26 protein-coding genes and 2 other annotated features are annotated in these 26,993 nt (G+C 36.5%); of the genes, 1 reads left to right on the top strand and 25 read right to left on the bottom strand.

Features of this window, described 5'->3' with window-relative positions; translation table 11 throughout:
- Window positions 1–76 precede the first annotated feature (76 nt).
- Window positions 77–565, bottom strand: coding sequence for a dUTP diphosphatase (locus AC6F34_RS14725; RefSeq protein WP_500773443.1), 489 nt, complete (start codon window positions 563–565; stop codon window positions 77–79).
- A gap of 130 nt (window positions 566–695) precedes the next feature.
- On the opposite strand from AC6F34_RS14725, the gene AC6F34_RS14720 reads away from it, so the two are divergent.
- The gene (locus AC6F34_RS14720; protein WP_500773441.1) at window positions 696–1,106 is read left to right on the top strand and encodes a sigma-w pathway protein ysdB; all 411 of its coding nucleotides are present in this window, start codon (window positions 696–698) and stop codon (window positions 1,104–1,106) included.
- A 36-nt stretch (window positions 1,107–1,142) separates the two neighbouring features.
- Here AC6F34_RS14720 and AC6F34_RS14715 read toward each other — a convergent pair whose 3' ends face one another.
- The 24 genes from AC6F34_RS14715 to citZ all read right to left on the bottom strand — a co-directional run bounded on the left by AC6F34_RS14715 (window position 1,143) and on the right by citZ (window position 26,900).
- Entirely contained in the window at window positions 1,143–1,727 is a 585-nt protein-coding gene (locus tag AC6F34_RS14715) for a TVP38/TMEM64 family protein (RefSeq protein WP_500773439.1), read from the bottom strand.
- A 67-nt stretch (window positions 1,728–1,794) separates the two neighbouring features.
- The gene (locus AC6F34_RS14710; protein ID WP_500773437.1) at window positions 1,795–2,061 is read right to left on the bottom strand and encodes a DUF1294 domain-containing protein; all 267 of its coding nucleotides are present in this window, start codon (window positions 2,059–2,061) and stop codon (window positions 1,795–1,797) included.
- Between the two features lie 60 nt (window positions 2,062–2,121).
- Complete coding sequence (gene rplT, locus AC6F34_RS14705; RefSeq protein ID WP_500773435.1) at window positions 2,122–2,481, bottom strand: 50S ribosomal protein L20; 360 nt, start codon at window positions 2,479–2,481, stop codon at window positions 2,122–2,124.
- A 24-nt stretch (window positions 2,482–2,505) separates the two neighbouring features.
- A complete protein-coding gene (rpmI, locus tag AC6F34_RS14700) occupies window positions 2,506–2,706 on the bottom strand; it encodes a 50S ribosomal protein L35 (protein ID WP_500773433.1) in 201 nt (66 codons plus the stop codon).
- Between the two features lie 15 nt (window positions 2,707–2,721).
- On the bottom strand, window positions 2,722–3,225 hold the full coding sequence (infC, locus tag AC6F34_RS14695; protein WP_500773558.1) for a translation initiation factor IF-3: 504 nt from the start codon (window positions 3,223–3,225) through the stop codon (window positions 2,722–2,724).
- 95 nt (window positions 3,226–3,320) lie between these two features.
- Window positions 3,321–3,455 (bottom strand) — a sequence feature (ribosomal protein L20 leader region).
- 127 nt (window positions 3,456–3,582) lie between these two features.
- Window positions 3,583–5,508 (bottom strand): threonine--tRNA ligase, encoded by a 1,926-nt coding sequence (thrS, locus tag AC6F34_RS14690; RefSeq protein WP_500773431.1) that lies wholly within the window; start codon window positions 5,506–5,508, stop codon window positions 3,583–3,585.
- Window positions 5,509–5,551: 43 nt separating this feature from the next.
- Window positions 5,552–5,789: a binding site (T-box leader), on the bottom strand.
- A gap of 70 nt (window positions 5,790–5,859) precedes the next feature.
- Window positions 5,860–6,714: a putative sporulation protein YtxC gene (locus AC6F34_RS14685; RefSeq protein ID WP_500773429.1), complete on the bottom strand. Its 855-nt coding sequence runs from the start codon at window positions 6,712–6,714 to the stop codon at window positions 5,860–5,862.
- A gap of 248 nt (window positions 6,715–6,962) precedes the next feature.
- Complete coding sequence (gene dnaI / locus AC6F34_RS14680; RefSeq protein ID WP_500773427.1) at window positions 6,963–7,892, bottom strand: primosomal protein DnaI; 930 nt, start codon at window positions 7,890–7,892, stop codon at window positions 6,963–6,965.
- Window position 7,893: 1 nt separating this feature from the next.
- Complete coding sequence (locus AC6F34_RS14675) at window positions 7,894–9,276, bottom strand: replication initiation and membrane attachment family protein (protein WP_500773425.1); 1,383 nt, start codon at window positions 9,274–9,276, stop codon at window positions 7,894–7,896.
- A gap of 76 nt (window positions 9,277–9,352) precedes the next feature.
- Window positions 9,353–9,814 (bottom strand): transcriptional regulator NrdR, encoded by a 462-nt coding sequence (nrdR, locus tag AC6F34_RS14670; protein ID WP_500773423.1) that lies wholly within the window; start codon window positions 9,812–9,814, stop codon window positions 9,353–9,355.
- A gap of 135 nt (window positions 9,815–9,949) precedes the next feature.
- Window positions 9,950–10,324 carry an adenosylmethionine decarboxylase gene (gene speD, locus AC6F34_RS14665; protein WP_500773421.1) on the bottom strand — a complete coding sequence of 125 codons (375 nt, stop codon included), beginning with the start codon at window positions 10,322–10,324 and terminating at the stop codon, window positions 9,950–9,952.
- 632 nt (window positions 10,325–10,956) lie between these two features.
- Complete coding sequence (locus AC6F34_RS14660) at window positions 10,957–11,985, bottom strand: glyceraldehyde-3-phosphate dehydrogenase (RefSeq protein WP_500773419.1); 1,029 nt, start codon at window positions 11,983–11,985, stop codon at window positions 10,957–10,959.
- A gap of 234 nt (window positions 11,986–12,219) precedes the next feature.
- Window positions 12,220–12,819, bottom strand: a complete 600-nt coding sequence (gene coaE / locus AC6F34_RS14655; protein ID WP_500773417.1) for a dephospho-CoA kinase — start codon at window positions 12,817–12,819, stop codon at window positions 12,220–12,222.
- Between the two features lie 22 nt (window positions 12,820–12,841).
- Window positions 12,842–13,477: a sporulation membrane protein YtaF gene (gene ytaF / locus AC6F34_RS14650; RefSeq protein ID WP_500773415.1), complete on the bottom strand. Its 636-nt coding sequence runs from the start codon at window positions 13,475–13,477 to the stop codon at window positions 12,842–12,844.
- Window positions 13,478–13,558: 81 nt separating this feature from the next.
- Entirely contained in the window at window positions 13,559–14,386 is an 828-nt protein-coding gene (gene mutM, locus AC6F34_RS14645) for a DNA-formamidopyrimidine glycosylase (RefSeq protein ID WP_500773413.1), read from the bottom strand.
- 24 nt (window positions 14,387–14,410) lie between these two features.
- Window positions 14,411–17,041, bottom strand: a complete 2,631-nt coding sequence (gene polA, locus AC6F34_RS14640) for a DNA polymerase I (RefSeq protein ID WP_500773411.1) — start codon at window positions 17,039–17,041, stop codon at window positions 14,411–14,413.
- 119 nt (window positions 17,042–17,160) lie between these two features.
- The gene (hflC, locus tag AC6F34_RS14635) at window positions 17,161–18,096 is read right to left on the bottom strand and encodes a protease modulator HflC (RefSeq protein WP_500773410.1); all 936 of its coding nucleotides are present in this window, start codon (window positions 18,094–18,096) and stop codon (window positions 17,161–17,163) included.
- Window positions 18,089–19,054 carry an FtsH protease activity modulator HflK gene (hflK, locus tag AC6F34_RS14630; RefSeq protein ID WP_500773408.1) on the bottom strand — a complete coding sequence of 322 codons (966 nt, stop codon included), beginning with the start codon at window positions 19,052–19,054 and terminating at the stop codon, window positions 18,089–18,091. The genes hflC and hflK overlap by 8 nt, the downstream gene beginning before the upstream one ends.
- 230 nt (window positions 19,055–19,284) lie before the next feature.
- The gene (pnpS, locus tag AC6F34_RS14625; RefSeq protein WP_500773406.1) at window positions 19,285–21,033 is read right to left on the bottom strand and encodes a two-component system histidine kinase PnpS; all 1,749 of its coding nucleotides are present in this window, start codon (window positions 21,031–21,033) and stop codon (window positions 19,285–19,287) included.
- Window positions 21,034–21,738, bottom strand: coding sequence for a winged helix-turn-helix domain-containing protein (locus AC6F34_RS14620; protein WP_500773405.1), 705 nt, complete (start codon window positions 21,736–21,738; stop codon window positions 21,034–21,036).
- 760 nt (window positions 21,739–22,498) lie between these two features.
- Entirely contained in the window at window positions 22,499–22,975 is a 477-nt protein-coding gene (locus tag AC6F34_RS14615) for a MaoC/PaaZ C-terminal domain-containing protein (protein WP_500773402.1), read from the bottom strand.
- Window positions 22,976–23,314: 339 nt separating this feature from the next.
- Window positions 23,315–24,253 (bottom strand): malate dehydrogenase, encoded by a 939-nt coding sequence (mdh, locus tag AC6F34_RS14610; protein ID WP_500773400.1) that lies wholly within the window; start codon window positions 24,251–24,253, stop codon window positions 23,315–23,317.
- A gap of 70 nt (window positions 24,254–24,323) precedes the next feature.
- Window positions 24,324–25,592 (bottom strand): NADP-dependent isocitrate dehydrogenase, encoded by a 1,269-nt coding sequence (gene icd / locus AC6F34_RS14605; protein ID WP_500773398.1) that lies wholly within the window; start codon window positions 25,590–25,592, stop codon window positions 24,324–24,326.
- 189 nt (window positions 25,593–25,781) lie between these two features.
- Window positions 25,782–26,900 (bottom strand): citrate synthase, encoded by a 1,119-nt coding sequence (citZ, locus tag AC6F34_RS14600; RefSeq protein ID WP_500773396.1) that lies wholly within the window; start codon window positions 26,898–26,900, stop codon window positions 25,782–25,784.
- Window positions 26,901–26,993 lie beyond the last annotated feature (93 nt).

Genomic DNA, 26,993 nt, shown 5'->3' with positions numbered 1-26,993 from the left:
CTTGGTCAATTATTTCGACCCCCTTAATATTCTTGTTCATTATTATACTAGATTCCCCATGAATTGTACAAAGATTCTAGTAGCCCTGCTCTTGCCTTTTATAGTTGACTTCATTTTTCTTTTTATAAGCTAGAATGACATCCTCCGGTGTGAACCCTAAGCTTATCCCTAATTTTATATAGCATTTAAACGCTTCTTCATATTTCTTAATTGTTGGATTCTTTCTAAACTCATTCATCACATCATACATAGCTAGAAACTGCTCTGTAAGTGGCTCAGCTGATTTCTCATTGATAAATGCAGCTTTTTTATCATACCCCTTTAGCAGACCAAGTGATAATAAGAAGTGAACTCCATCAACATACTCTTCTAGAATGATCTCTTTTTCTGAGGCAGGTTTAAGGCTCCAAAATTTAAAGCATCTCGTTTCATTTGCTAACTCCCCAAGTTCCACAAGCATTGCTAAAATCTTTTGATCAAACAAATCCTCTTTCTCTACTTGATGTTTTCGCTCAATATGTTCATCCAACGCTTGTTGCATTGGAAATAGTTCTTGATAATTCATGTATCGATTCTCCCCATCCGTATTTACCTCTCTTTTTCATTGTAATGAAAAGATAAAAAAAACACAAAAAAATGAAACCTTTTTAAATCTCAATCGTATGCAAAGAAACTTATACGCAGGAGGCCTTTTCATGGTTGTCATTTTTCGTTTTCTCATCCTCGCACTGATCGTTTTTATTCTTTATCGTGCATTTAAATATATTGTCAGTCCTAAACGCAAGCTTGAAAGTGCACATGAACAAAAAAAGTTCTTCTTGTTGGACGACCAAGAGAATGTTCGGAAAAATTTCTTTATTACCTATAAAGGTGCTCTTTTTGAAGGAGAAAAATACCTGGGCACAACACCAAATTCCTTTGATGTTGTCTCTGTCTTTATCTGGTCAAAGCATATAGATAGCTTAAGAGGGTTTGTACGAGAGGACTTCTTATTTTTGGAGCAAAAAATTCATCTGCACTATCCAAATGCTAAAATTGATTGGAAAAGTCCAGTTAAAGACTTTATGCAAAAATCGAATAAAGAGGATGGCCCCTTCACTCCATAAAAAAGATGTACGAGAAATTTTTCTCGTACATCTTTTTTATTCTTTTTTCACTTCACGCACTGGAAAGAAATCATACCACTTTATAACAGTCACCTTTTGCCTTAAAAGGAAGACTAGTAATGCTAGTGCACATAGAACAATAACAATCAACGTCGGTGTGAATTGACTAATAAATTGCCCAAACACAGTGTAAAAAATTGCTAATGGAAGGTTTGACAGAAGAGACCCTTTCATATAATCCGTAAGCCCTTTTGATCTTTCCATTAAACAAAAGCTTAATAAATGATAGTGAATGAATGGGATAAGACGAAGGATTGAAATTTGCGAAACTGTAAAATCTCGATGTTCTCCGAATAATTTTTTCTTTAATCCACTCAACTTTTCTAGAGTTTTCGGAAAGCGGTGAATAAGCAAATAAAACAATAAGCTATTAATGAATAGGCCGATTAAAGAGTATAATGCGCCAAAAAAACTCCCAAATAAAAGCCCACCTGTTACACATATAAGTATTACAGGGATGAAAAAAAATTGACGAATAAGGTGAAGCAATATAAAGAATAATGGAGCTAGTATTCCTGATGTTGATACAACTACAAGCAGCATTCCCCAATGCTCTTCCACTTGATTCACCCTCTTTTTAACTCATTAATTACCCCTTTTTACAAATCATATGGACTGTTCCACTCGATTATGTCCATAAGTTAATCAGGACGATTAAGAGAAACAGATGTATAACCATCAACACAGGCAGGCCAACACGAAAACGTGTGTGCTGTGTTTTATGGCGAAATATTTCCATTGATAAAGTCATTCCTAAGGCCCCAAATAAGAACGCAATCGTCCATAATGTCTTTTCACTAATTCGATATTGACGATTGATCGCCTTTTTCTTATCTATTCCCATAACAACAAGTCCAATGATGTTCATCACTATGTATACATAAACCCAAAACATGCTTATCACTCCTAGCATAAAAGCCACCCTCTATAGTAGAGAATGGCTTTCTATGGTGTCTTACTTATTTAAGCTATTCTTTGCAACATTCGCTAATTCTGCGAACGCTTTTTCATCAGCAATAGCTAATTCTGCAAGCATTTTACGGTTTACTTCAATACCAGCAACCTTTAATCCATGCATTAATCGGCTATAAGAAAGGCCGTTCATACGAGCAGCTGCGTTGATACGCGTAACCCATAGCTTACGGAAGTCGCGCTTTTTCTGACGACGATCACGGTAAGCATAGTTATAAGATTTCATAACCTGTTGGTTAGCAACTTTATATAATGTATGTTTTGAACCGAAATAACCTTTTGCTAATTTAATGACTTTTTTACGACGTTTGCGAGTAACTGTACCGCCTTTTACACGTGGCATTTGTTTTCCCTCCTAGTTTCGATATTACTTAAGATTTACTAATAAGTTACGGATGCGTTTGTAATCGCCAGCAGAAACAAGAGTTCCTTTGCGAAGCTTACGCTTTTGTTTTTGTGATTTATTCGCGAACATATGGCTTCTATAAGCGTGAGAACGTTTTAATTTTCCAGATCCTGTTCTTTTGAAACGCTTAGCAGCGCCACGGTGAGTTTTCATTTTTGGCATTTGGAATTCCTCCTCTTACTTTTCAATTTTCGGTGCAAGTACCATAAACATGCTGCGTCCATCCATTTTTGGATGTGATTCAACAGTACTGATTTCAGAGCAAGCCTCTGCAAATCGAACAAGTACACGCTGACCAATTTCTTTATGCGTAATCGCACGTCCTTTAAAGCGAATTGAAGCTTTCACTTTATCGCCTTTTTCTAGGAATTTAATAGCGTTACGAAGTTTTGTGTTAAAGTCATGCTCTTCAATTGTTGGACTTAAACGAACTTCTTTCACACTAATAATCTTTTGGTTTTTACGAGCTTCTTTTTCTTTCTTCTGTTGCTCAAATTTGAACTTTCCATAGTCCATAATGCGGGCTACAGGAGGCTTTGCATTCGGTGCAACAAGAACAAGATCAAGGTTGACACGAGCCGCTATTTCTAACGCATCGTTTTTTGATTTAATTCCTAATTGCTCGCCATTCTGATCGATAAGACGAACTTCACGGGCGCGAATACCCTCGTTTAACAACATATCTTTGCTAATAATTAGCCACCTCCAAGGTTTATTCAGAACACAAGGTTTGGGTCCAGAATCATCATTCCAACACTTCAAACGTACGACCTTTTACATAAGAAAAGGTGCGGATGAATATCACCCACACCTTGAAAGAACGTACTAATTAGTTAAACGTACTTGTCATACCTGTCAACAGCAAAACTCGCGTCAAATCAGGTGAGAAGCGGGTGCTTCTTCTTTTCCACAAACTGTATTCAATTACCTTAGATACTATAGCATAGATTAATCGTGCATGTCAAATATGATGTATAATTAAGCCAACGAAGAAAATCATATCAAATAATTTCCGTTTTGGCAAGAACCTTTTATGTTTTATTTTTGCACTTCGTCTTTAACTGTTTGTAAAAACGCAGAAAACGGAACAGTTTCGGACTTTTGCTCACCGTATTTACGTACGTTTACGGCTTGCTGCTCTACCTCTTGATCTCCAACTACTAGCATATAAGGTGTTTTTTGCATTTGTGCCTCACGAATTTTATAGCCCATCTTTTCATTACGGCCATCAATCTCCACACGGAATCCTGCTAATTGAAGATCTTCTTGGACTTTTTTCGCATAGTCAAAATGAACATCGCTAGAAACTGGGATTATTTGAACTTGAACTGGCGCTAACCAAGTAGGGAAGGCACCTTTATACTCTTCTATTAAGAACGCAACGAAACGTTCCATTGTAGAAACGACTCCACGGTGAATAACGACTGGACGGTGACCCTTTCCATCTTCTCCGACATACGTTAAGTCAAAGCGCTCTGGTAATAGGAAGTCCAATTGAACAGTGGAAAGCGTTTCTTCTTTCCCAAGTGCTGTTTTGACCTGAACGTCGAGTTTTGGCCCGTAAAATGCAGCTTCACCTTCAGCTTCAAAATAGTCTAATCCCAGCTCATCCATTGCTTCCTTCAGCATGCTTTGAGCTTTTTCCCACATTTGATCATCATCAAAGTATTTCTCTGTATCAGCTGGATCACGATAAGATAATCTGAACGAGTAATCGTTTAAGTTGAAGTCTTCATAAACAGCTAAAACAAGGTTTACAACGCGCTTAAATTCTTCTTTAATTTGATCAGGACGAACGAAGATATGTGCATCATTCAATGTCATTCCACGTACACGCTGAAGCCCTGATAGCGCCCCTGACATTTCATAACGATGCATCGTTCCAAGTTCGGCGATTCGAATCGGTAGTTCGCGATAGCTGTGAATGCTGTTTTTATAAACCATCATATGGTGAGGACAGTTCATTGGACGTAAAACGAGCTGCTCGTTGTCCATATCCATTACAGGGAACATGTCTTCTTGATAATGAGCCCAGTGACCAGATGTTTTATATAAGTCAACGCTTCCCATCACTGGTGTATAAACATGCTCATAGCCTAAGCTTACTTCTTTATCAACGATATAACGCTCAATAATGCGACGAATTGTCGCTCCTTTTGGAAGCCATAAAGGCAATCCTTGTCCGACTAATTGAGAGTTAGTAAACAAGTTTAATTCTTTACCAATTTTACGATGATCTCTTTCCTTCGCTTCTTCTAGCAAACGAAGATGCTCCGTTAAATCTTCTTTTTTGAAGAATGCTGTTCCATAAATACGTTGTAGCATCTTATTGTCGCTATTACCGCGCCAGTAAGCACCTGCGATATTTAGCAGCTTGAACTCTTTTAATTTACCAGTTGAAGGAACATGGACACCACGGCAAAGGTCAATAAAATCTCCTTGCTCATATAGAGTTACTGTCTCATCTTCTGGTATCGCACCAATTAGTTCAACTTTATACTCATCCTCTTTAAACGTTTCTAGAGCTTCATTACGACTAACAACCTTACGAACAACCTCAATGTTTTCATTGATGATCTTCTTCATCTCTTTTTCAATTACAGGGAGATCTTCTGGAGTAATTGACTCTTCCATATCAATATCATAATAGAATCCACCCTCAATGACTGGACCGACTCCAAGCTTTACATTTTTATATAAACGTTTAATCGCTTGAGCCATTAGATGTGCAGAGCTGTGGCGAAGCACTTCTAACGCATCTTCATGATCTGGTGTTACAATTTCAAACTTTCCATCAGATTCGATTGCTGTACGAAGATCGATTAATTCTCCATTCACTTTACCAGCTAGAGCCTTCTTCTTTAAGCCTGGACTAATGGACGCTGCAATTTCTTCTGTTGTTGTACCAAAAGGAAATTCCTTTTCTGCTCCATCAGGAAATATCATTTTTATGATGTCTGCCATCTGCTTTTTCCTCCTAAAAATCAAAATAAAAAACCCGTCCTTAAAAAGGGACGAGTTATATACACGTGGTTCCACCCTACTTCTCATTTTTAATATCTTAAAAATGACTTGTAGCAACATAACGAGTTGTAACCGTCAGACTCTACTAATTGAATTCTCAACTTTAAAGACTGAAGTTCAAAGGTGGTAAGCATTCAAATCGTGTTAGGAAGCTTGCAGCCAAATGGCTTCCCTCTCTTTAAACCGTACAAGAATACCCATGTCCTTATCATGACCATAGCAATATGTTTTTTCAATATGTACGTAATTATAGTGTCAAATGAAAAGAAAATCAAGAGCATTCCTAAAGTCTTAGTCTACTTTCTCTTGTTTTTGTAGGTTTTCAAAAAAGCACGCAAGCTCGGTAATCAATACTTTTTCCTCAAAGATGCTTTTAATCGTTCGAACAATGGGTTGTTCGACATCATTTGTATAAATTGTGATCGATGTCGGTGCGATCGAAAGGAGTGGTGCGATTGCAACAGAATCAACATAAATCGGATGATTGAATAATAACCTGCGATCCACTAGTGCTGTTAGCTCACTTCTGCGAATTTCTTTATACAAATGATCAAAAAAGACAATTTCCTCATCAAATAAAAGATGCAGTTCCTCTTTTAATGGTGGTCTATGCTTAATAAAATCACGCAATGTATAAATAAATGATTGATATTCAAGCTCCATCTTGTATTCATCAATTGATATTTCCACGTATTTATTCAAATACATCATTAATGGTCTAATACGAAACTGAACAAAGGAATCAAACGAAAACGAGTTCGATTCGTCTAACATTTGATCAATCGCGGTAAAAATAAATGATTTAATGTCAACTTCATTTAGAAAAGGAAGCAATTCATGATTTTCATCATTGACGAGGCCATGGATAATTTCTAAGATTTGATCCTGCTCCTCTACATCCTCATAAAAAAAACGACTTGCTATTATTTCTCGAAACCATTGATCCATTTTATGTCCAATTAGAAATTGATAAAACCCATCTTTAACTGTATTTATATGAACGAGTGAATCTTTAATGACTACATTATTTAATTCGTCATTCAAAAAAGAAATCGATTCGACAATCCCAATCTTCTTCAGTTTTCTCTGCATAAAGAAAAAAAACGCTTTTGCATCTCCCTTATTTTGGAAGTTGATTTCAATCAACCAAATCCCCCCTATTGCTACATAAATGCTATCGAATGAGTCTACACTTATATATATGGGGAACTGTCCAAAAATAGAAGCTAGAATTAAGAAATCCGCAATGCGCTTTAGGAACAAAAGTGACACCTTAATCACCCCTTCAGCCGCACGCTTTCCACTGGAATTGAAGCCTTTCAGAATCGAAAAGCATCCATAAATAATAGTAGAAAAGAAAACACAACCTCATAAATGAGATTGTGTTTTCTTGATTATTTACGGCGATTTGCTCCAGAAACTAATACTGGCTTTGTTAAGTACTTAATTCTTTCCATCACTCTTCTTGCCTTCATCTTTTCTTCTTCTCCACGCTGGCTATAGGAAAGATGGTGTTCAAGCTCTTGAAAATTAAAATTAGACGTAAAGAAGGTCGGTAAATTCTCAAGCATTCGGAATTGTAGAATAGGACCTAGCACTTCATCTCTTGTCCAACTTGACATTGTTTCAGCTCCAATATCATCGAACATTAAAACCTGTGCTTTTTTTATTGCTTCAATTTTGCTATTTAATGTTTGATCACCAATCGAGCTCTTCATTTCTCTAAAGAATTCAGGAACATAGACAATCATAGATGAAACTTTTTCTTTAGCCAACTCATTTGCAATGGCACCAAGCAAATACGATTTTCCAACACCAAATTGGCCGTAAAAGTACAGTCCTTTTTTACGTGTACCTGACTGAAATTCATTGATAAAAAGAATTGCTTGTTCAACAGCCTCAATCCGATCATCATCTGTATGCAGCTCATTAAAGGAAGCATGCAAAATATCTTTTGGAACATACAAGCTTTGAATGAGCTTTTCACTTTTTCTTTTTTCATCGTCGATTTCTTTTCGGGGGCATTTATCATATTTAATATCGATCATGCCTCTCTCCAAAATGAGTTCTGGATGATAGCCTTTCATAAAGTTGATACATCCCTCAAGACTAGGACATCGATGACAATCCTTGCTCAGCTTTGAGAATTCAAACAGCTTGATCAAGCTTCTATCAATAATTGAGTCTGTCAACTCACCGTGATGTTTCTGAATAAACCTGCGAACCTCTGGGTGGTTGAGCGTTTCTCTTTTCTGTTCTTCATACCGCTTTTTAAAGTCTTGGCTACCAGACAATCTTTTTAATGTTTGATTAATTTTTTCCATTTTAAGAATCACCTGCCGAACGCAGCTTTTTTAATACATCTTCCATGCTCTTTTTCTTGCTTTCATTTTCTGATGTTTGCTCAGCTTGAACTAACTTATCATTTTCAAACCAGTCAGGAAGCATTTCTGTTCTTGTTACTTTTTTACTTGAAGTCTTTTTCGTTGATTTATTTCCGTTTGCCCATTCCAAATACTTCTTATGCTCTTCCTTTGCAATTCTCATTGCTTCTTCAACTGTTTTAATCTGTTTACGCGTCCAATGGCTCGCTATTTTTTCAACATATCCTTTTGTAATCTTCATATCTGTGCGCAAAAGGACAAAGTGAAGCAAAACATTCATAACCCCAGCGTCTAACTTTTGATGAAACATCGCATCCTCTATGATTTTCAAATCAGACTTTGAAGGTTTCGCCCCACCAGATATATCAATTAAGAGTTGCCTTGGAGAAGTCGTTTCAAAATAAAGGATCACTTTTCCCTCTTCTGAACTTTCATCATATCCTTGACTACGCTTTGTCGCTGGCTGTATTTGATCTATCAATATAGGAAGCTGGTCATTATTCTGAAATTGATACCAATCTCTTGCTGATTTCCTAAGCTCTTCAATCTGAACCATCGATTGATCATCCAATGCACTTAAGATAATGTTCTTCATATTGATTGGGTCGATTCCATATAAAAATGCTAAATTGGATATCGCTTGTTTAACAGCTTCCGTCAAATGTTTCTTAGGAAAGAGCGATTCTGATAACCCAGCCATTAAAAGGTCAAAATCAAAACGAGCTTTTTTTATTTTAATCGGCTTCGTGTCATATCGGCCCACCGACATATCTTCTTGCTCCATATGTATATGTTTTTGATGGTTTGATGCATGAAAGGCAGATTGATACACTTCATCAAAGGAGCGAGTTACTTCTTTATGCCCGTCTCTTTCTGCGATTGCTTCATGTAAAAAATGGCGCTTCGCCTTCACGTAATTTGTCTTGCCAATTTTTCCATATAAAAAAACACTTAAAAAACCGTCTGCAAAAAATTCCTCAGGTGTCAGTGGAGGCAATAATTCATAGATGAACGAACGATCTTCCTCGCCTTCTTTGCCATACACCTTTAATAAACCTATACCTTCAAGCTTTAGTCGAGCTTGATAAATATCTCTTAAGTTAAGGTCCATCGTCACCATTAACTGATGGTGCGTAGTTTTCTCACCCTTCGTACGATCATTTTCTAGTTCTGCCCATAAAGACATGTATAAACTAAAACAGATTGGCCCCATTAAAGGTTGGTATAGCAGAGTAATTACCTTACGATCAAAATCATGAATGAGACCTGCTGATGTCACAATATACTTGTCAATCGGAAGAATCTCTTTCCAATGCTGGTCCATCGTCATACAACCTTTCTAAACATCTCTTACATGAGCAAAAGGAGCCAAAAAGACTTTTTCAGCTCCAACTTCCTCATTACTTCTGTTCTTTCTTAATGAGTTCCTTTAGTTCGTCAATAAAGACATTAATATCCTTAAATTGTCGGTAAACAGAAGCAAAGCGTACATATGCTACATCATCTACTTTTGCAAGTGAATCCATAACCATTTCTCCGACTTCATCACTACTTACTTCTGACAACCCAGTGCTTCGTAAGTTTTTCTCAACTTCAAAAGTGATCGCTTCAAGTTCCTTTAGCGATACTGCTCTTTTTTCACAGGCTTTAATCAAGCCTCTTAAAATTTTTTCCCGACTAAACTCTTCGCGTGTGCCACCTTTTTTCACAACAATTAATGGCATTTCTTCCACCTTTTCAAATGTTGTAAAACGATAACTACAACGCTCACATTCTCTGCGACGGCGAATCGACTTTCCTTCATCCACAGGCCTAGAGTCTAGTACTCGAGTATTGTTATGTTGACAGGAAGGACACTTCATACAATCAACTCCGCTTCTATGCATTCAAAATGACTCTAATTTAACGACATTTCAAGATGTGATTACTTCTATTGTATATTTTTTTGAAGAAAATTAAAAGGAGTGCGCGATTCGCACTCCTATAAATTCATTTTCTTACATTACATTTGTCTTTTTCACTTGAACTGGACCCATACCGCGAGGCAACTCAATGTTTTCACGTGTTTCAGCATTTAATGCTTCTGCAATATAATTAGCTGCTACATTCGGATCAAGATCTCCGCATGTATAAACATCAATACTTGCATAACCGTGCTCTGGAAAACTGTGAATTGTTAAGTGGGATTCAGAAATAATGACGACGCCGCTAACACCCTGTGGTGCAAACTTATGAAAAGCAACCTCTCTAACTTCAGCACCTGACTTCAATGCTGCATGTACAAAAGTCTGCTCAATAAATTCCATATCATTTAACTTGTCGAAATCGCAACCCCATAACTCAGAAATTACATGTCTACCCATTGTTTCCATATTCAATTTCCCCCTTTACAGAATGAAATGAAACTCTAAACGCACGCTGACGTCCTTCTACCACGGGGGAAAGTTAGTCCAAAGAGGTCCTAACCCTTTAAGTAGTGATCATCCGTCATTGCTTTAGAAGTTCACGAGGATTAGTATACTTTGTTTAGTTTCGTTTTGCAATACATCTTAGGAAAAATAAACAATAATATTCATATAGTAATGATGAAAATGGCGTGAATACTGCACTTAGAGGACCTTATTAAGTAAAAATTTATTTGATCAAAATTTCCCCTATTTGCCAAAAAAGCAACATTGCATTCAAACGTCAATGTTAACAGTACTCACAACATATGAACCTCAAAACTACAAAAGAAGAAAAAAAGTCTTGTATCTTGCTCTATTATATTTTTATTCATAAGTCTGCAACGTCCGTCCTTGCTCCTGACAGGGCGTCAAATATATCCTACAGACAAGACAATAAGAATAACTCTTCATTATATCTTGACAGAATCTATATTTTCCTTAGAAATAAAAAAGCCCTACCTTAATAGGTAGGGAAAATTGATGATAAAATGTTAGTAAAACAAAACAATAAAGATGAATATTGAAAGTTCCTCTCAAGAAACAGTCAAACCCCTCACTTATCCTAATTTAACCGCGTTTTTCGATAATTCATTTGCAACATGCTTTGTTAAGTCAACAACTCGGCAAGAGTAACCCCACTCATTATCATACCATGCGAGTACTTTTACTTTGTTATTGCCAATCACCATTGTTGATAAGTTGTCAATAATTGCAGAATGATCATTCGTGTTAAAATCAATTGATACTAAAGGCTCATCAGTCACACTTAGTACACCTTTTAATTCTCCGTTTGCGGCATTAGCAAATGCTTCATTCACTTGATCGATCGTTACATCGCTCTTTAAATCAACAACTAAATCAACTAATGAAACATTTGGTGTTGGTACACGTAATGCCATTCCATGTAACTTTCCTTTCAAATGTGGCAGTACTAATGACAATGCTTTAGCAGCACCTGTTGAAGTAGGAATGATGGATTGTGCACATGCTCTTGCTCGACGTAAATCCTTATGTGGATTATCAATATTCTTCTGATCATTAGTGTAAGCATGAACTGTTGTCATTAATCCATTCTCAATACCAAACTGATCATCTAACACTTTTGCAACAGGTGCTAGGCAGTTTGTTGTACAAGAAGCATTCGAAATCACATCATGCTTTTCAATATCTAATTGACCATGATTGACACCCATAACAATCGTAACATCTTCATTTTTACCTGGAGCAGTTAAAATGACTTTCTTCGCACCTGCATCTAAATGTAGGCTCGCTTTATCACGCGAATTAAATTTTCCAGTTGCTTCAATGACAATATCAATACCAAGGTCTTTCCAAGGTAAATCAGCTGGATTACGATTGCTTAATAATTGAACATGCTTCCCATTCACAATCAGAGCGTTGTCTTCTGTTTCAATTGTACCTGCAAATGTACCGTGATTTGTGTCATACTTAATTAGATGCGCTAAAGTTTCTGCTGGATAGCTCGCATTTACTGCTACTACGTCTAAATTATCATCAACGATGGCCTTTCTAAAAACCATACGTCCAATTCTTCCAAATCCATTAATCGCGATCTTCGCCTTCATAAGATGGCCCCTTCCAAATTAATGTTATACTTTATCAAGCATTTCTTTGTTATTAGTATAACATATATTGTTTATTATGTGATGGCTTATATAATGGTTTTTAAATGTTTTATTATTCTGAACATATCTTGTAAATGAAGTAATAATCAAAAAATAGTTATACACAAACATAGAAAATAAAATAGCTAATTCAACAAAAAAAGCCTCGGGTCGATTGTTCCCAAAGCTTTCAAGCTATACTACTCTCCATTTTCTCAACAATGTTTGAAATTGTTCATACGTCTCGTCCATAGTACTATTGTTATCAATAATGTGATCCGCCAATACCCGTTTATCAACTAAGGGCATTTGAGACTTAATTCTTGCCAATGCTTCTTTTTCGTTATACCCGTTACGATGCATCAAACGCTCTAGTTGCGTTTTTTCACTAACATATACAAGCAACGTTTGATCAACAACGTTTGTTTGCTTACTTTCAAATAACAAAGGAATATCCATAACGACAATTTGTTCGTTTTTGCTCAATGCTGTTTCACGTTTATGATTCATCCTTTCTCTAATAGCCGGATGAACAATCGCATTTAGTGTTTGTCGCTTTCCTTCATTATTAAAAATAATCGACCCTAGCTTTTCACGATTTAGTGTTCCATCAGTATGAAGAACTTCTTTGCCAAAAGTATCTACAATTTGCAAATAGGCTTTTTGACCTTGTTCTACGACATTACGCGCTTCTATATCCGCATCAATAACTGTAATTCCCTCTTGTTTAAAAAAGTTAGCAACTGTACTTTTTCCACTTGCAATTCCACCTGTTAAACCAATAACTAAAGCCACGCTCGAATCCCACCCTAATTCTCTAAATTTTCCATACACCGATTAAAATGAGGAGAACGCCTGGAAGAAATGAGAATTTTTGCACAAACTTATGCCCTGAAAGAATCGCACCGATACGAATCCCTGTGAATACAAACAATGAACTCATTACCGCCACCGATAATGCCAATACAACAGGGGAGTATCCTAAGAATGCCGCACCGATTCCAGCACCAAACGCATCTAATGATAAAGCAAATCCCAGAATAAATGCTTCAATCCCTGTAATTGTCCCCGATTTATCTATATCGGCTACCATTGGTTTTTTTAAGATATGAATAACGACTCCTAGCGATTTAATTTCAAAGTTTACGATCATTTTTTCGTGAAGTAATACCTCTTTTTGCGGCTCTGGTTTAAAAAACTGATACAACACCCAAACACCGATCGCTATGAGAATCGCTCCTCCTACTGTTTCAGCAGCAGATGGAGAAACAAAACGAATAAGTAAATGCCCAATCGCCATCGCCAAACTTAAAACGACTGCAGAGCAAGTCGCAATAATGAGTAATGATTTAAACGGGATTCTCATTTTTCGTAGACCATAAGTTAATCCAACACTAAAGCTGTCAATGCTGACAGCGAGAGCCAACAGAAGTAAAGTAACTGAATATGCCATATGTTGATAGCCCCTTCCAAAAAAATCACTAAGATAGTATATGGAAGGAGCCCATCCTTTGTGTTATTCAATTATTTATAGCTAAATTAGTTGGCATGTTGGGCAAAAGACTGTTCCTCTACCTCCAGTTATGATTCGTTCTAACGTCTCTCCACAGCGCTTGCAGCTCTCTCCTTTTCTTCCATAAACAAATAACTCAAGCTGAAACAAGCCGATTTGTCCTTGTGAATTCACATAAGAACGAATTGTGCTTCCTCCTTTGGCAACTGCTTCATCTAAAGTTAAAATGATTTCTTTATGCAATCGCTCAATTTCTACATCAGATAAAGTTTTTGCCAATCGTTCAGGATGAATAGCTGCTCGGAACAACGCTTCATCAACATATATATTACCAAGACCTACTATATTCTTTTGATCAAGCAGTGCAGTTTTAACTTTTCTTGTCGTTTTCATCAACAATTTCTTCAAGTAAAATGTTGTAAACTCTGAAGAAAACGGTTCAGGTCCCAGCTGTGATAATGGTAGATGGTTGAATTCATCTCCCTTTTCAAACAAATGCATCGTTCCAAACTTACGTACATCCTTGTATCTTAAATCTGTATCATCATTAAAATGAAAGATCACATGAGTATGCAAATCCTCTTGTTCGTCTTGCTGAAAAAGGCCATACCTTCCTTCCATTCGCAAATGGGAAATCAACGCATAATGCTCTGTATAGAGGATAAGAAACTTCCCACGTCTTCCAACGGACTGAAAGGTTTCTCCTATTAATGCTTCCTTAAATTGCTGGACATCATCTGGATGTTTAACCATCTTAGGCCAATATACATCCACCTTTTCCACTTGCTTACCTACGATTAACTGCTCTAAAGTAGCTCTTACCGTTTCAACCTCTGGTAGTTCAGGCATATTCTCACCTCATTAATCCATTCATTATTTTGCATCAAACCATGTTGGACCGTATGAATAATCAACCTTTAAAGGAACGGATAGCTCAACCGCATGTTCCATTACATCTGGAACAATTTCAATCAGTTTTTCAATTTCAGATTTAGGCGCTTCAAAAATTAATTCATCATGTACTTGCAACAACAGACGTGATTGAAGCTTTTCTTTTTTCAAACGATCTGCCATATCAATCATCGCTTTTTTTATAATGTCAGCAGCGCTTCCTTGTATTGGTGTATTCATCGCTGTTCTTTCTGCAAAGCTTCTTAAATTAAAGTTTCGGCTTGTGATCTCTGGCAAGTACCTGCGGCGGTGTAGCAAAGTTGTGACATACCCATCCTGCTTTGCTTGATATACAATATCATCCATATAATCTTTTACACCAGGATAGCTTTCTAAATAACGCTCAATGAACTGACCTGCCTCTTTCCGTGTAATATTAAGGCTTTGGGATAGACCGTAGTCGCTAATCCCATAGACAATGCCGAAGTTGACCGCCTTTGCATGCCTACGCATATTTGATGTCACATCTTCTTTTTCCACATGGAAAACTTCCATTGCCGTTTTTGTATGAATGTCCGAGTCTTCTTTAAATGCGGAAATTAGCTTTTCATCTTTTGCTATATGAGCAAGGACGCGCAATTCAATTTGCGAGTAGTCTGCCGCAAAAATAACCCAATCTTTTTCAGATGGAATAAAGGCTTGTCTAATTTTTCTTCCTTCTTCTAAACGAATCGGGATGTTTTGCAAGTTCGGATCTGTTGAGCTTAATCGACCAGTTTGAGTTAATGCTTGATTAAATCTCGTGTGTACTTTATTCGTATCCTGATTAATTACCTTTAACAATCCTTCAATATAAGTTGACTGCAATTTTCCTAATTGACGGTAATGTAAGATCTCTTGAATGATTTCATGATCATCTTGTAACTTCTCTAGCACATCAGCAGAAGTAGAGTAGCCTGTTTTCGTTTTCTTAATTACAGGTAATCCCAATTTATCGAATAAAATGACCCCTAATTGCTTAGGTGAATTGATATTAAAGGCTTCGCCTGCAAGTTCATGTATTGCCTTTTCAATTTTTGCAAGCTTCTCTTGAAGATCTTCTCCCATTTTTCGGAGCCGCTCTGTATCTACTTGTACACCTTGGAACTCCATTTCAGCTAAAATGAGAGCTAGCGGCAATTCAAGCTTATAGAACAAGTCACTTTGTTCATTTTTTTGAAGCTCGTCATCGATTCTTTCTTTCAATGAGAATAAGACCTTTGATTTTCGAGCAAGATGCTCTCCAAGCGTCTCTACATCAGGAGCTTTTCTTTTTGCACCTTTCCCATAAAAAGCTTCATCCGATTGCAGCACTTGTTCGCCATATTTATTTGCAATTGAAGAGACATCTTCAATTGTTTGTGAAGCATTAATAATGTAGGAAGCAAGTAATGCATCAAACTCAACGCCTTGTAATTTGATATCAAAATGCTTCAATGCAACGATGGATCGTTTCACATCATATACGATCTTGTTCTTTGTCGCATCTTCAGCCCATTCCTTAAATGCAGCTGATTGTTCTGCAACACTCTTCGATAGATAGAAATGCCCGTTTTCATTCGAAATGGAAAAACCGATAACATCAGCATAATGATAATTGTCTTCGATCATTTCCACATAAAAAGCAGATTCATCTGCAAACGCACGCTCATCCGTTTGATCAAGTATTTCAAAATTTATTTCTGTTAATTCAGCCGATTGTTCTTCAGATGGTCCGTCGATTTTTTCTAACAGAGAATTGAATCCCAACTCTTTAAAAAGAGCGAGAACTTTTTCAGGTTCATATCCATCGTAAACTAATCCGTCCAATGTAACTTCTAGTGGCGCTTCTCTTAAAATCGTCGCAAGCTCTTTACTCATCAATGCTTGATCTTTAAACTCTTCAAGCTTTTCCTTTAACTTCTTCCCACTCACTTGATCAATGGAATCGAGAATCTTCTCCAAAGTACCGAATTCTTTAAGAAGTTTCAGTGCTGTTTTCTCACCAACTCCAGGTACACCAGGAATGTTATCAGAAGAATCACCCATCAGACCTTTCATATCAATGATACGATCAGCAGTAATTCCATACTTCTCTTCAATATGTGCTGGCGTATACTCTTCTATATCTGTGATTCCCTTTTTTGTAATTGCTACAGTTGTGTGATCTGTACTTAATTGTGTTAAATCCTTGTCACCTGAAATGACTTTTACTTGGTAGCCATCCTGCTCAGCCTGTAAGGAAAGTGTACCAATAATGTCATCCGCTTCATAATTTTCTAATTCGTAACGCGGAATTTGATAAGCGTCTAATAGATCACGAATGAACGGAAATTGTTCTGATAACTCTGGTGGAGTTTTTTGTCTTCCACCTTTGTACTCACTAAATGTTTTGTGGCGGAAGGTCGTTTTTCCTGCGTCAAATGCCACCAACAAGTGGGTTGGTTTTTCATCTTCTAAAATTCGCATTAACATCATTGTAAAACCATAAATGGCATTAGTATGTATTCCCTTATCGTTATTTAATAATGGCAACGCAAAGAATGCACGATAAGCAATGCTGTTTCCATCAATTAAAACCAATTTCTTCGTCACTACAATCATCCTCCAATCATTGGTTGATCTCTATTTTATTTATTTTCTCACAATAAAAACCGATATCTTCCTTATTTTATCATGGTTCGATTAATAAAGAAAAATATCGGTTTATTCATTTATTCTAGGTAGCCCATTAGTAATCTAGCGTACGGTGAATCAGATGGTAAAATAATTACTGTATCGCCGTTCACAGTCTTTTTATACGATTCTAGCGTACGGAACAATGAGTAGAACTCTGGGTCCTTTGAAAATGCTTCATTATATATTTTTGCAGCTTCAGCTTCACCTTCTGCTCGCAATTGTTGACCTTCTGCTTCTGCAATTGCTAGACGCTCTGTAACTTCTTTATCTGTTCCTGCAATGATTTCATTTTTCTCTGCATCTCCACGAGATAAATAACCTTGTGCAGTAGTTTGTCTTTCTGACACCATTCTTGTATATACAGACTCTTCATTTTCCTGAGGTAAGTCTGTTCTTTTAATACGTACATCCGTTACAGATATTCCATAGTTGTCTCTTTCAAGCAATTCGTTTACTTTTGCTGTAATTTGGTCATTGATTGAACCTCTCGTTGACTTTTCATCATTGATGATCTGATCGTAATCAAGTTGACCTAATTCTGTTCGTGTAACAGAATAAATAAACTCTTCCATCTTATTTTCTGCTCCAAGTACTGTACGAGCATTGGAAATCATTAAACGAGGGTTATCAATTTTCCATACAGCATAATTATCAATAATCATCCGCTTTTTGTCCTTAGTGTTAATCTCAGCTTCAGACACATTATAAGTCATTTGGTATTTAGGTAATGTCTCGACACTTTGAATAAATGGAATTTTGACATTTAGTCCTGGCTCATCTTTGTAGGCTACTACCTCACCAAATTGACGAATAACTTTGTATTCTCCTTCTTTAACAATATATACATTTGCGAAGAACACACCAGCCACTACTAATAGAAGAATTAAGAAGAGTCCTAACTTGAAATAGCCTTTATATTCAAATGGCTTTTTCCCTTTTTCCTCCATGTTAATTACATTATCATCATTCATTGTTATCGCCTCCTTCTGTCGCAGGCTTAGTTGGTTCTCTCTCTAGCGCCCTCAATGGGAAATACTTCATTGTATTTCCATCATCATTCATAATATAAATTTCAGCTTTAGGTAGCACTTGCTCTAATGTTTCAATCATCAAACGCTCACGGGTAATTTGTGGATTTAAACGGTATTCGTCGTAAAGGCTATTAAAGACTGCTACATCCCCTCTTGCCCTCTCAATCCGTGCTGATTTTTCACCTGCTGCTTTCAATTTAATTGCAGCTTCTTCACCAATTACTTCATTTATGCGCTGATTGTTGTACTTTTTAGCTTCATTAATCTTTGTGTTCATCGTTTCACGTGCATCCGTAACATCTGTAAACGCTTTTCGCACTTCTTCGTTTGGTAATTCGACATCTTGTAGCTGTACTGCTGAAATAGAAATCCCAATATCATATTTTTCAATAAGGTATTTCAACATTTCCCATACATCACCTTCAATTTCAGCTTTTCCTGATGTTAGGGCATCATCTATTTTGGCACCACCAATAATACTTCTTAAACTAGCTGAAGTCGCATCGTGTAAGATTTCTTGCGGATCTGATGAATTAAATAAGTACTTTTCAGGTTCAATAATTCTCCACTGCACAACTAAGTCTGCAAGAACTATGAATTCATCACCTGTTATCATTTTTGTTTCACTTGGAAAACTCTTTACTTCTCCATCTTTTTGATCGTATCCAAATTGCAAGCTAAAGGTTTCCTTCGATAACTTCTCAACGCTTTGGATTGGCCATGGCATTTTAAAATGTAAACCTGGCTCAGTGATCGTCTCTTCTGCCTTACCAAATGTTAATATAACAGCTTGATCAGATTCGTCTACTGTGTACCATGAGGTTAATGCAGTAATACCAAGTACAATCAACAGAACGCCAAGACCAGCAAATGTTAAAATTCTCTTTATGCTAACCATAATTCTCCCCTTCCTATTCCTAATCATCACAAGTATTATTACGTCTATATATTAGAAAGGTTTCAATTATGTAACACTTTTTTTACGTAACATCAAAATTTATAAATATACGAAAAAAAAAGAGCGGGGTAGCTCTTTTTTTAGGTACTGCATATTTGGGATTTACAACTTTAGCATAAGGTACAATTATTAAGGTCATTTGGACGTTATGTAAAGATTATGTAAATCAGTTATTTTGGTAATTCAATCATAAATGTTGTTGCTTTTCCAACTTCACTTTCAACCGTTATCTTGCCTTTATGAGCCTCTACAAGATGTTTTACAATAGCTAAGCCTAAACCTGTCCCCCCAGAGTTGCGACTTCTCGCTCGATCTACTCGGTAAAAGCGCTCAAAAATCCTTGGAATTTCATGTTTCTCTATTCCAATCCCAGTATCAATAACTCGGAGAACAATATGTTTAACCTCATCTCTAACATCCACGGTAACTTTACCGCCATTCGGAGTATAGGCAATTGCATTTGAAATCAAGTTAATCATGATTTGTTTTACCCGCAATGGGTCGCCATTCATTTCGAGATGAGGTACATTTGCATTAAATGTAACATCAATATCTTTTTCTATTGCTTTTCCTCGAATAATTGTAAACACTTCTTCTGTTAATGATACGACCTCGAAGCGTTCCATATTTAAGTGAAACCCATGTTGTTCAATTTTAGATAGATCTAGCAAATCTTGAATAAGCAATTGCAGACGATCACTTTCTTTTAAGATGATTTCTAAAAACTCAATTAACACCTTTTCATCATTCATTGCCCCGTCTAGTAGGGTTTCTGAAAAACCTTTAATTGAAGTAATAGGTGTTTTCAACTCATGAGATACATTTGCAACAAAATCTTTTCGGACTTGCTCTAATTTTTTCAATTCTGTGATATCGTGTAATACGATTAATACGCCTTTCCAAACATCATTTTGACCGATAATTGGCACACCATATACTTCAAAATGACGTCTTTCAATCCCAATCGGTATTAAGAGTTGTTTTTTTGCCTTTACTTCTGTCATAAAAATTTCTTCGATAAACCTTACCAATTGATCATCCTCAATGACTTCGTAGTAAAGCTGATTCATATATGCCATATGATCTACCTGGAAAACCTCTTTATAAGATCGGTTTAGCAAATTAATATAGCCTTTACTATCAATTGAGATAAGTGCACTTCCCATATTTTCAATCAAGGCACTTAGTCGTTCACGTTGATTTTCCTGAGACTTTACCATTTCTTGCAAATTTCTAGCCAGAATATTGATTGATTTAGACAACATAGTCGTTTCATCTAATGGGTTTTCATAAGTTCTCGCACGATAGTTTCCTTTTGCAAGTTCTATCGCAACATTTGTTGCTGATTCAATTGGTTTTGTATAGGCGGAAGTAATTCTCGTTCCTAGTAAAATGATAATAGCTAAAGCAGCAGTTAAGCTAATGCCAAGAATCCACCAAATTTGCTCATAAGCTTCGTTGAATTCTGTTAATTTTATACTTGTAACAATATACCCGACACGCACATCATCTTCATAGAGTGGTGTCCAATAATAGTGAAGATCAAAGCCACCTTGTATTTCTTTTTTTCCGTTTTGGCCTTCGCTACTATTGATAATTTCTGATAAAATATTGCTTTCATTCGTGCTGTCATTTTGGTTGCGACTAGTATATGGAATGGACCCATCTTCAAGTATAATTAATAAATTCAAATTTAGAAGACTACCAATTTCAATAACCTTTTCTTCATTAATAGAGCTTAGTCCACCTAAGTCCTCCACCATTTTCGCTACCAGTTCGGTTTCCTTTAAAATTCGTTCATCAAAGGTGTTCAAATAATTTGTTTTATACAATTGACCAAGAAGCACACCTAATGAAATTAGTACAGAAATAATTAAGATAATTAAAGCAAGCAGCAATTTTGATCGAAAACGAGTCATCTATTTCGGCTCCTCTAATTTATATCCTAATCCTCTCACAGTTTTTATATAAATCGGTTTTTTTGTATTCTCTTCTATTTTCTCTCTTAAATGACTAATATGAACATCTACAATTCGTGTGTCCCCAGCAAAATCATAGTTCCACACCGCACTCAACAAGTGATCTCTCGTTAATACGCGCCCCTTATTTTCAACCAAGTATAGCAATAATTCAAACTCCTTAGGAGTTAATTCCATTTGCTCATTTCTAAACGAAGCTTCATATTGCTCAGGAAAAACAATAAGATCTGCAACAGTAATGGAAGCATCATGGTTTACCTCTTCCACCACCCTTTTTCCCGGAGATCTCCTCAGTATTGCTTTTACACGAGCAACTACTTCACGAGGGCTAAATGGTTTTGTCATATAATCATCCGCACCAAGCTCTAGGCCTAATACTTTATCAAACTCATCGTCTTTAGCTGTTAGCATTAATATGGGAATGTCTACTTTTTCTTGTCTTAACTGTTTACACACTTCAATGCCATCTAACCTAGGCAACATTAAGTCAAGCACCATTAAATCTGGCTTTTCGTGAAGAGCCTTTTCCTTCCCTTCTTCCCCATCTTGTGCTGTAATGACATCGTACCCTCCTTGCTCTAAGTTATACTTTAGCAAGGTTAAAATCGATTGCTCATCATCTACTACAAGAATCTTCTTGTTCATATTAGCCTCCAATGTGAAATTCCCCAAAACAGTCAGAATATGACCATTAATAGAATCACAGCACAAAATCTTATTCGCACAATGACTCCAATCCCAAGTACCTTAAACCTATTATAATATAGACATCAAAAGGGATTGCAACCTTTTTAAAGAAAAAGAATGGAAATAAGAGCAGATCAGCTGGTATTATAGCTTACAGCATATTAATTAAGCATTCCTTGAAAGCACTTACATACTAAGCGTGCAGCCTTAGAGTAGATCCCAAATTGAACATTTCGTTCATGAGAACTTCTTTCTATTGCAACTATGTTTTCTAGCATTTACCAATAGTCTGATAAAGATAACCATAGATTATCCCTTAGGCGAACAAATTCCAGGCGGAGAAAGATAGAAATATGCACGTAATTAAACTAAGCATTTTAAAAAGAGCACTACAATTAAGGTCGTAAGAAATCCTGTATGTTGGCGAACTTTGGCCGATGATCTTGAGTGGCTATGTGATGAAACAGCAAAAACCCCGTCGCTCCGGCAAAGCTCAGTAACCCTTTCCAGACTAAGTCGGATTCATCACTATTCTACACTTCAAGCTAAGGATTAATCTGTTTGTTCTACTAAAAGAGATAGATCGAAATTATTATTGAGATTTTCCTTACATATCTACCCTCAAAAAAAATCGAGCAAGTGTATATAAATCTTCACTCGCTCGATTAATCTATTTATTTTCGTTTATTTAGTTTACAACAATTCATAATTTACATTGTTAAAAGTTATTTAATGCTTCACCATTCCACTTGGGAAGTTGATGTGGTGGACAAACTTTCAAACTTCCTTTAATCACTGTCTCTTCATCCTCATTCGTTGCTAAGACATGAATCGTAATCGTATGCTCTTCCATATTCAATTCTGTCACTTCAAACAAAAATTGAATGGTCGCATAATGAAACACTGGTTTAATGTAATCAATTTCTTGCTTTAAAACGTGACTTCCTGGCCCTGGCAAATACTTTGAAATAGCTGAATTTATAATTCCATTTAACATAATTGTTGGAACAATTGGCTTTTTAAATGGCGTTTGCGATGCATAGTCATGTTGGATATATAACGGATTTGCATCGTTTGTTAATCCTAAATAAAGTAATAAATCCTTATCCTCAATTTTTTCTGTTAATGTTAGTTTTTCACCTGTTGTCATTTCTTCAATTCTTCTGCCTAGCTTTCTCTTTTTCCCTAATAGCATCTGTGCACCTCCGAGTGATGTAAACGTTTTCAATTAAGTTTAAATAAATAGACTGTTATAATAATTTATATTATTCAGTCTATTTATCCTATAATAACATTATTACCCTTCCCAATAAAGTATTTTCTATTATATAAAGATAATACTCGTTTCCTGGAATGTCGACAAAGGTAATTTCAACGTTGTTTAACAAACTTTTTAGGGATTTTTAATAACAAAATATCCTTAACTTTCACCTATTTTTCATCGCTAATCAAAAAAAAGACTGTAGACAAACAATTTAATTGTTTGTCTACAGTCAGCATTATTTAGAATATGCATCCTAAATCAACTTCCTCATTATATAAGGATAGCCATTACATTTTTAACGGATTCTGCTGATTGATCTAAAGCCGTTTTTTCATCAGTTGTTAAGTCCAATTCAATGACTTTTTCAATACCGTTTCCGCCTAGAATTGTTGGCACACCTAAATAGATACCTTCATAACCATATTCGCCTTCTAAGTATGCAATAGAAGGTAATACTCGTTTTTGGTCTTTTAGAATAGCTTCACACATTTCAACAAGTGCTGCTGCAGGCGCGTAATAAGCGCTGCCATTACCAAGAAGGTTAACGATTTCTCCGCCACCTTTACGTGTACGTTCAACAATTGCTTCTAAACGATCCCTTGGAATCAACGTTTCTAATGGTATACCTCCTGCATACGAGTAACGTACAAGCGGGACCATGTCATCGCCGTGCCCACCAAGTACAAAACCAGTAATATCCTTTACTGATAAATTCAATTCCTGAGCAACAAATGTTCTAAATCTTGCTGAATCAAGCACACCAGATTGCCCGATAACTCGATGCTTAGGAAAACCGGATTCTTTAAAGACAGTATAAGTCATTGCATCAACTGGGTTTGTCAACACAACGATAAATGCATTCGGAGAATACTTAACGATTTCCTTCGTTACACTTTTCATTACCTTTTGATTTGTTTGCACAAGATCGTCTCTGCTCATTCCTGGCTTACGTGCAATACCAGCTGTAATAACGACGATATCGGAGTCCTTAGTATCTTCATAATTTGACGTTCCAATAATGGTAGAATCAAACCCTTGTACTGGACTCGCTTCTAGCATATCTAATGCTTTTCCCTTTGTTGGGTTTTCCATTTGTGGAATATCAACTAATACGACGTCACCGAGTTCTTTTTGTGCCAATAAAAACGCTGTAGTTGCTCCTGTGAAGCCACCACCGATTACTGAGACTTTTTTTCTTTGAATAGACATGAGTTAATCCCTCCTAATTCTATGTATATAACAAAGAGGACAACGAAAATTAATTGTCCTCTCTCTTATATTAGCCCATATTTTTGATTAATTCATCGCCAAATTCTGAACATTTTACTTCAGTTGCTCCATCCATTAAACGAGCAAAATCGTATGTTACAACTTTTGATGCAATTGACTTTTCCATTGATTTCTCAATTAAGTCAGCTGCTTCAGTCCAGCCTAAATGTTCAAGAAGCAATTTACCAGATAAAATAACTGATGAAGGGTTTACTTTATCTAGACCAGCGTATTTTGGAGCCGTTCCATGCGTTGCTTCAAAAATAGCATGTCCTGTTTCATAGTTAATATTTGCACCAGGTGCAATTCCAATTCCTCCTACTTGTGCAGCAAGAGCATCAGAAATATAATCTCCGTTTAGGTTCATTGTTGCCACAACATCAAACTCATTTGGACGAGTTAAGATTTGTTGTAAGAAGATATCAGCAATTGCATCTTTAATGATGATTTTACCTGCAGCTTCAGCATCGGATTGAGCTTTGTTTGCTGCATCTGTACCGTTCTCTTCTTTAATACGATCATACTCAGCCCAAGTGAATACTTTTTCTCCGTATTCTCTCTCAGCTAATTCATAACCCCAGTTCTTGAACGCGCCTTCTGTAAACTTCATAATGTTTCCTTTATGAACCAATGTTACAGATTTGCGACCTTCTTTGATCGCATATTCGATCGCAGAACGAACTAAACGAGAAGTACCTTCTTCTGAAACTGGCTTAATTCCAATACCAGATGTTTCAGGGAAACGGATTTTTTTCACTCCCATTTCTTCTTGAAGGAACGAAACTAATTTCTTCACTTCATCAGAACCACTTGCATATTCAATACCTGCATAGATATCTTCAGTATTTTCACGGAAAATAACCATGTCTGTATCTTGTGGGCGTTTTACAGGAGAAGGTACACCTTCATACCAACGAACAGGACGCAAGCACACAAATAAATCAAGCTCTTGACGTAATGCAACGTTTAAAGAACGGATTCCTCCTCCGATTGGAGTTGTTAATGGTCCTTTAATTGCAATTAAATATTCATTGATCATATCTAAAGTTTCTTGTGGAAGCCACTCACCTGTTTGATTGAATGCCTTTTCCCCAGCTAAAACTTCTTTCCAGATTAATTTTCTTTCGCCTTTATAAGCCTTTTCAACTGCCGCATCAAGTACTTTTGATGAAGCTGCCCAAATATCAGGACCTGTACCGTCCCCTTCAATAAATGGAACAATTGGATGATTTGGAACGTTTAATACCCCATTGCTAACCGTAATTTTTTCACCTTGCATGACAAATTCTCCCTTCATTCTCTTACTTTTTATAATCTCTCTCATTGTATCTATATATCTCACTGAAAGAGCTTATCCTAAGAAATCAGAATCAAAGGTTAGATTGCTACATGCATCTAACCTTTCACCCACTCTATTTTATTACAACTGAATTCAATTAAAAAGTAAATTGCTAATTCTCTCTATTTTTTATACTCTTTTTTCAATTGTCGTATACGTTTGCATACCTGGACCTGTGTATTCAGCACGTGGTCGAATTAAGCGGTTATTCGCATACTGTTCCAAAATATGAGCTAACCAACCTGAAACACGGCTTACTGCAAAAATTGGTGTAAATAAATCATGATCAATACCTAAGCTATGGTAAACAGATGCTGAGTAGAAGTCTACATTTGGTGGAAGTTTCTTTTCACCTGTTACAATACCTTCAATTTGTGTAGACATTTCATACCAATGTGTTTCACCTGTAATACTTGTAAGCTTCTTAGACATTTCACGTAAATGCTTCGCACGGGGATCTCCTTGGCGATACACGCGATGTCCGAAGCCCATAATTTTCTCTTTATTATCAAGCTTTGTACGGATGTATGAATCTACATTTTCTAAAGTTCCGATCTCTGTCAGCATTTTCATAACTGCTTCATTAGCTCCACCATGTAATGGCCCTTTTAGCGCTCCAATTGCAGCCGTTACTCCAGAATATACGTCTGACAACGTAGCAACGCATACACGTGCAGTAAATGTAGATGCATTCAATTCATGGTCCGCATGAAGAACTAATGCTTTGTCAAAAGCTTCAATAGCTATTTCCTGTGGCTCTTCACCAGTAAGCATATAAAGGAAATTCGCAGCAAACCCTAGTTCTTTCTTTGGAGAGATTGGCTCCAAACCTTTACGAACACGAGCAAAAGCAGTAACAATTGCCGGCATTTTAGCTTGCAAACGAATAGCTTTTTGATAATTTGATTCTTCATCCATTTTATCTGCATCAGCATCATAAAGTCCTAATAATGAAACAGCTGAACGAAGTGCTGCCATTGGATGCACTTCTTTAATAGGATACATTTTGAAATGTTCTAAAACTTCTTTAGGTAACTCCATATTATCTGCTAATTGTGCTTTTAATTCATTGAGCTGTTCCACTGTAGGAAGTTGGCGGTGCCATAGTAAGTAAATCACTTCCTCAAAGCTTGCATTTTCTGCTAAATCATCAATATCATAGCCAACATATGTTAATGTATCGTCAATGATTGAGCTAATTGATGATGTCGTTGCAACTACCCCTTCTAAACCACGAGTCGCTGTCATAATGAACATCTCCTTTACAAATTAAAATTTCCCCAAACCCTTTGTCTGCAAACATTTTCGGGACCATGAATTGTCCAACCGCTTTCAGAAAGA

The sequence above is a fragment of the Niallia sp. CD-39 genome (genome assembly GCF_059874745.1).
The sequence above is the reverse complement of the archived record's forward strand: the minus strand, read 5'-3'. Positions and strand labels throughout refer to the sequence as shown.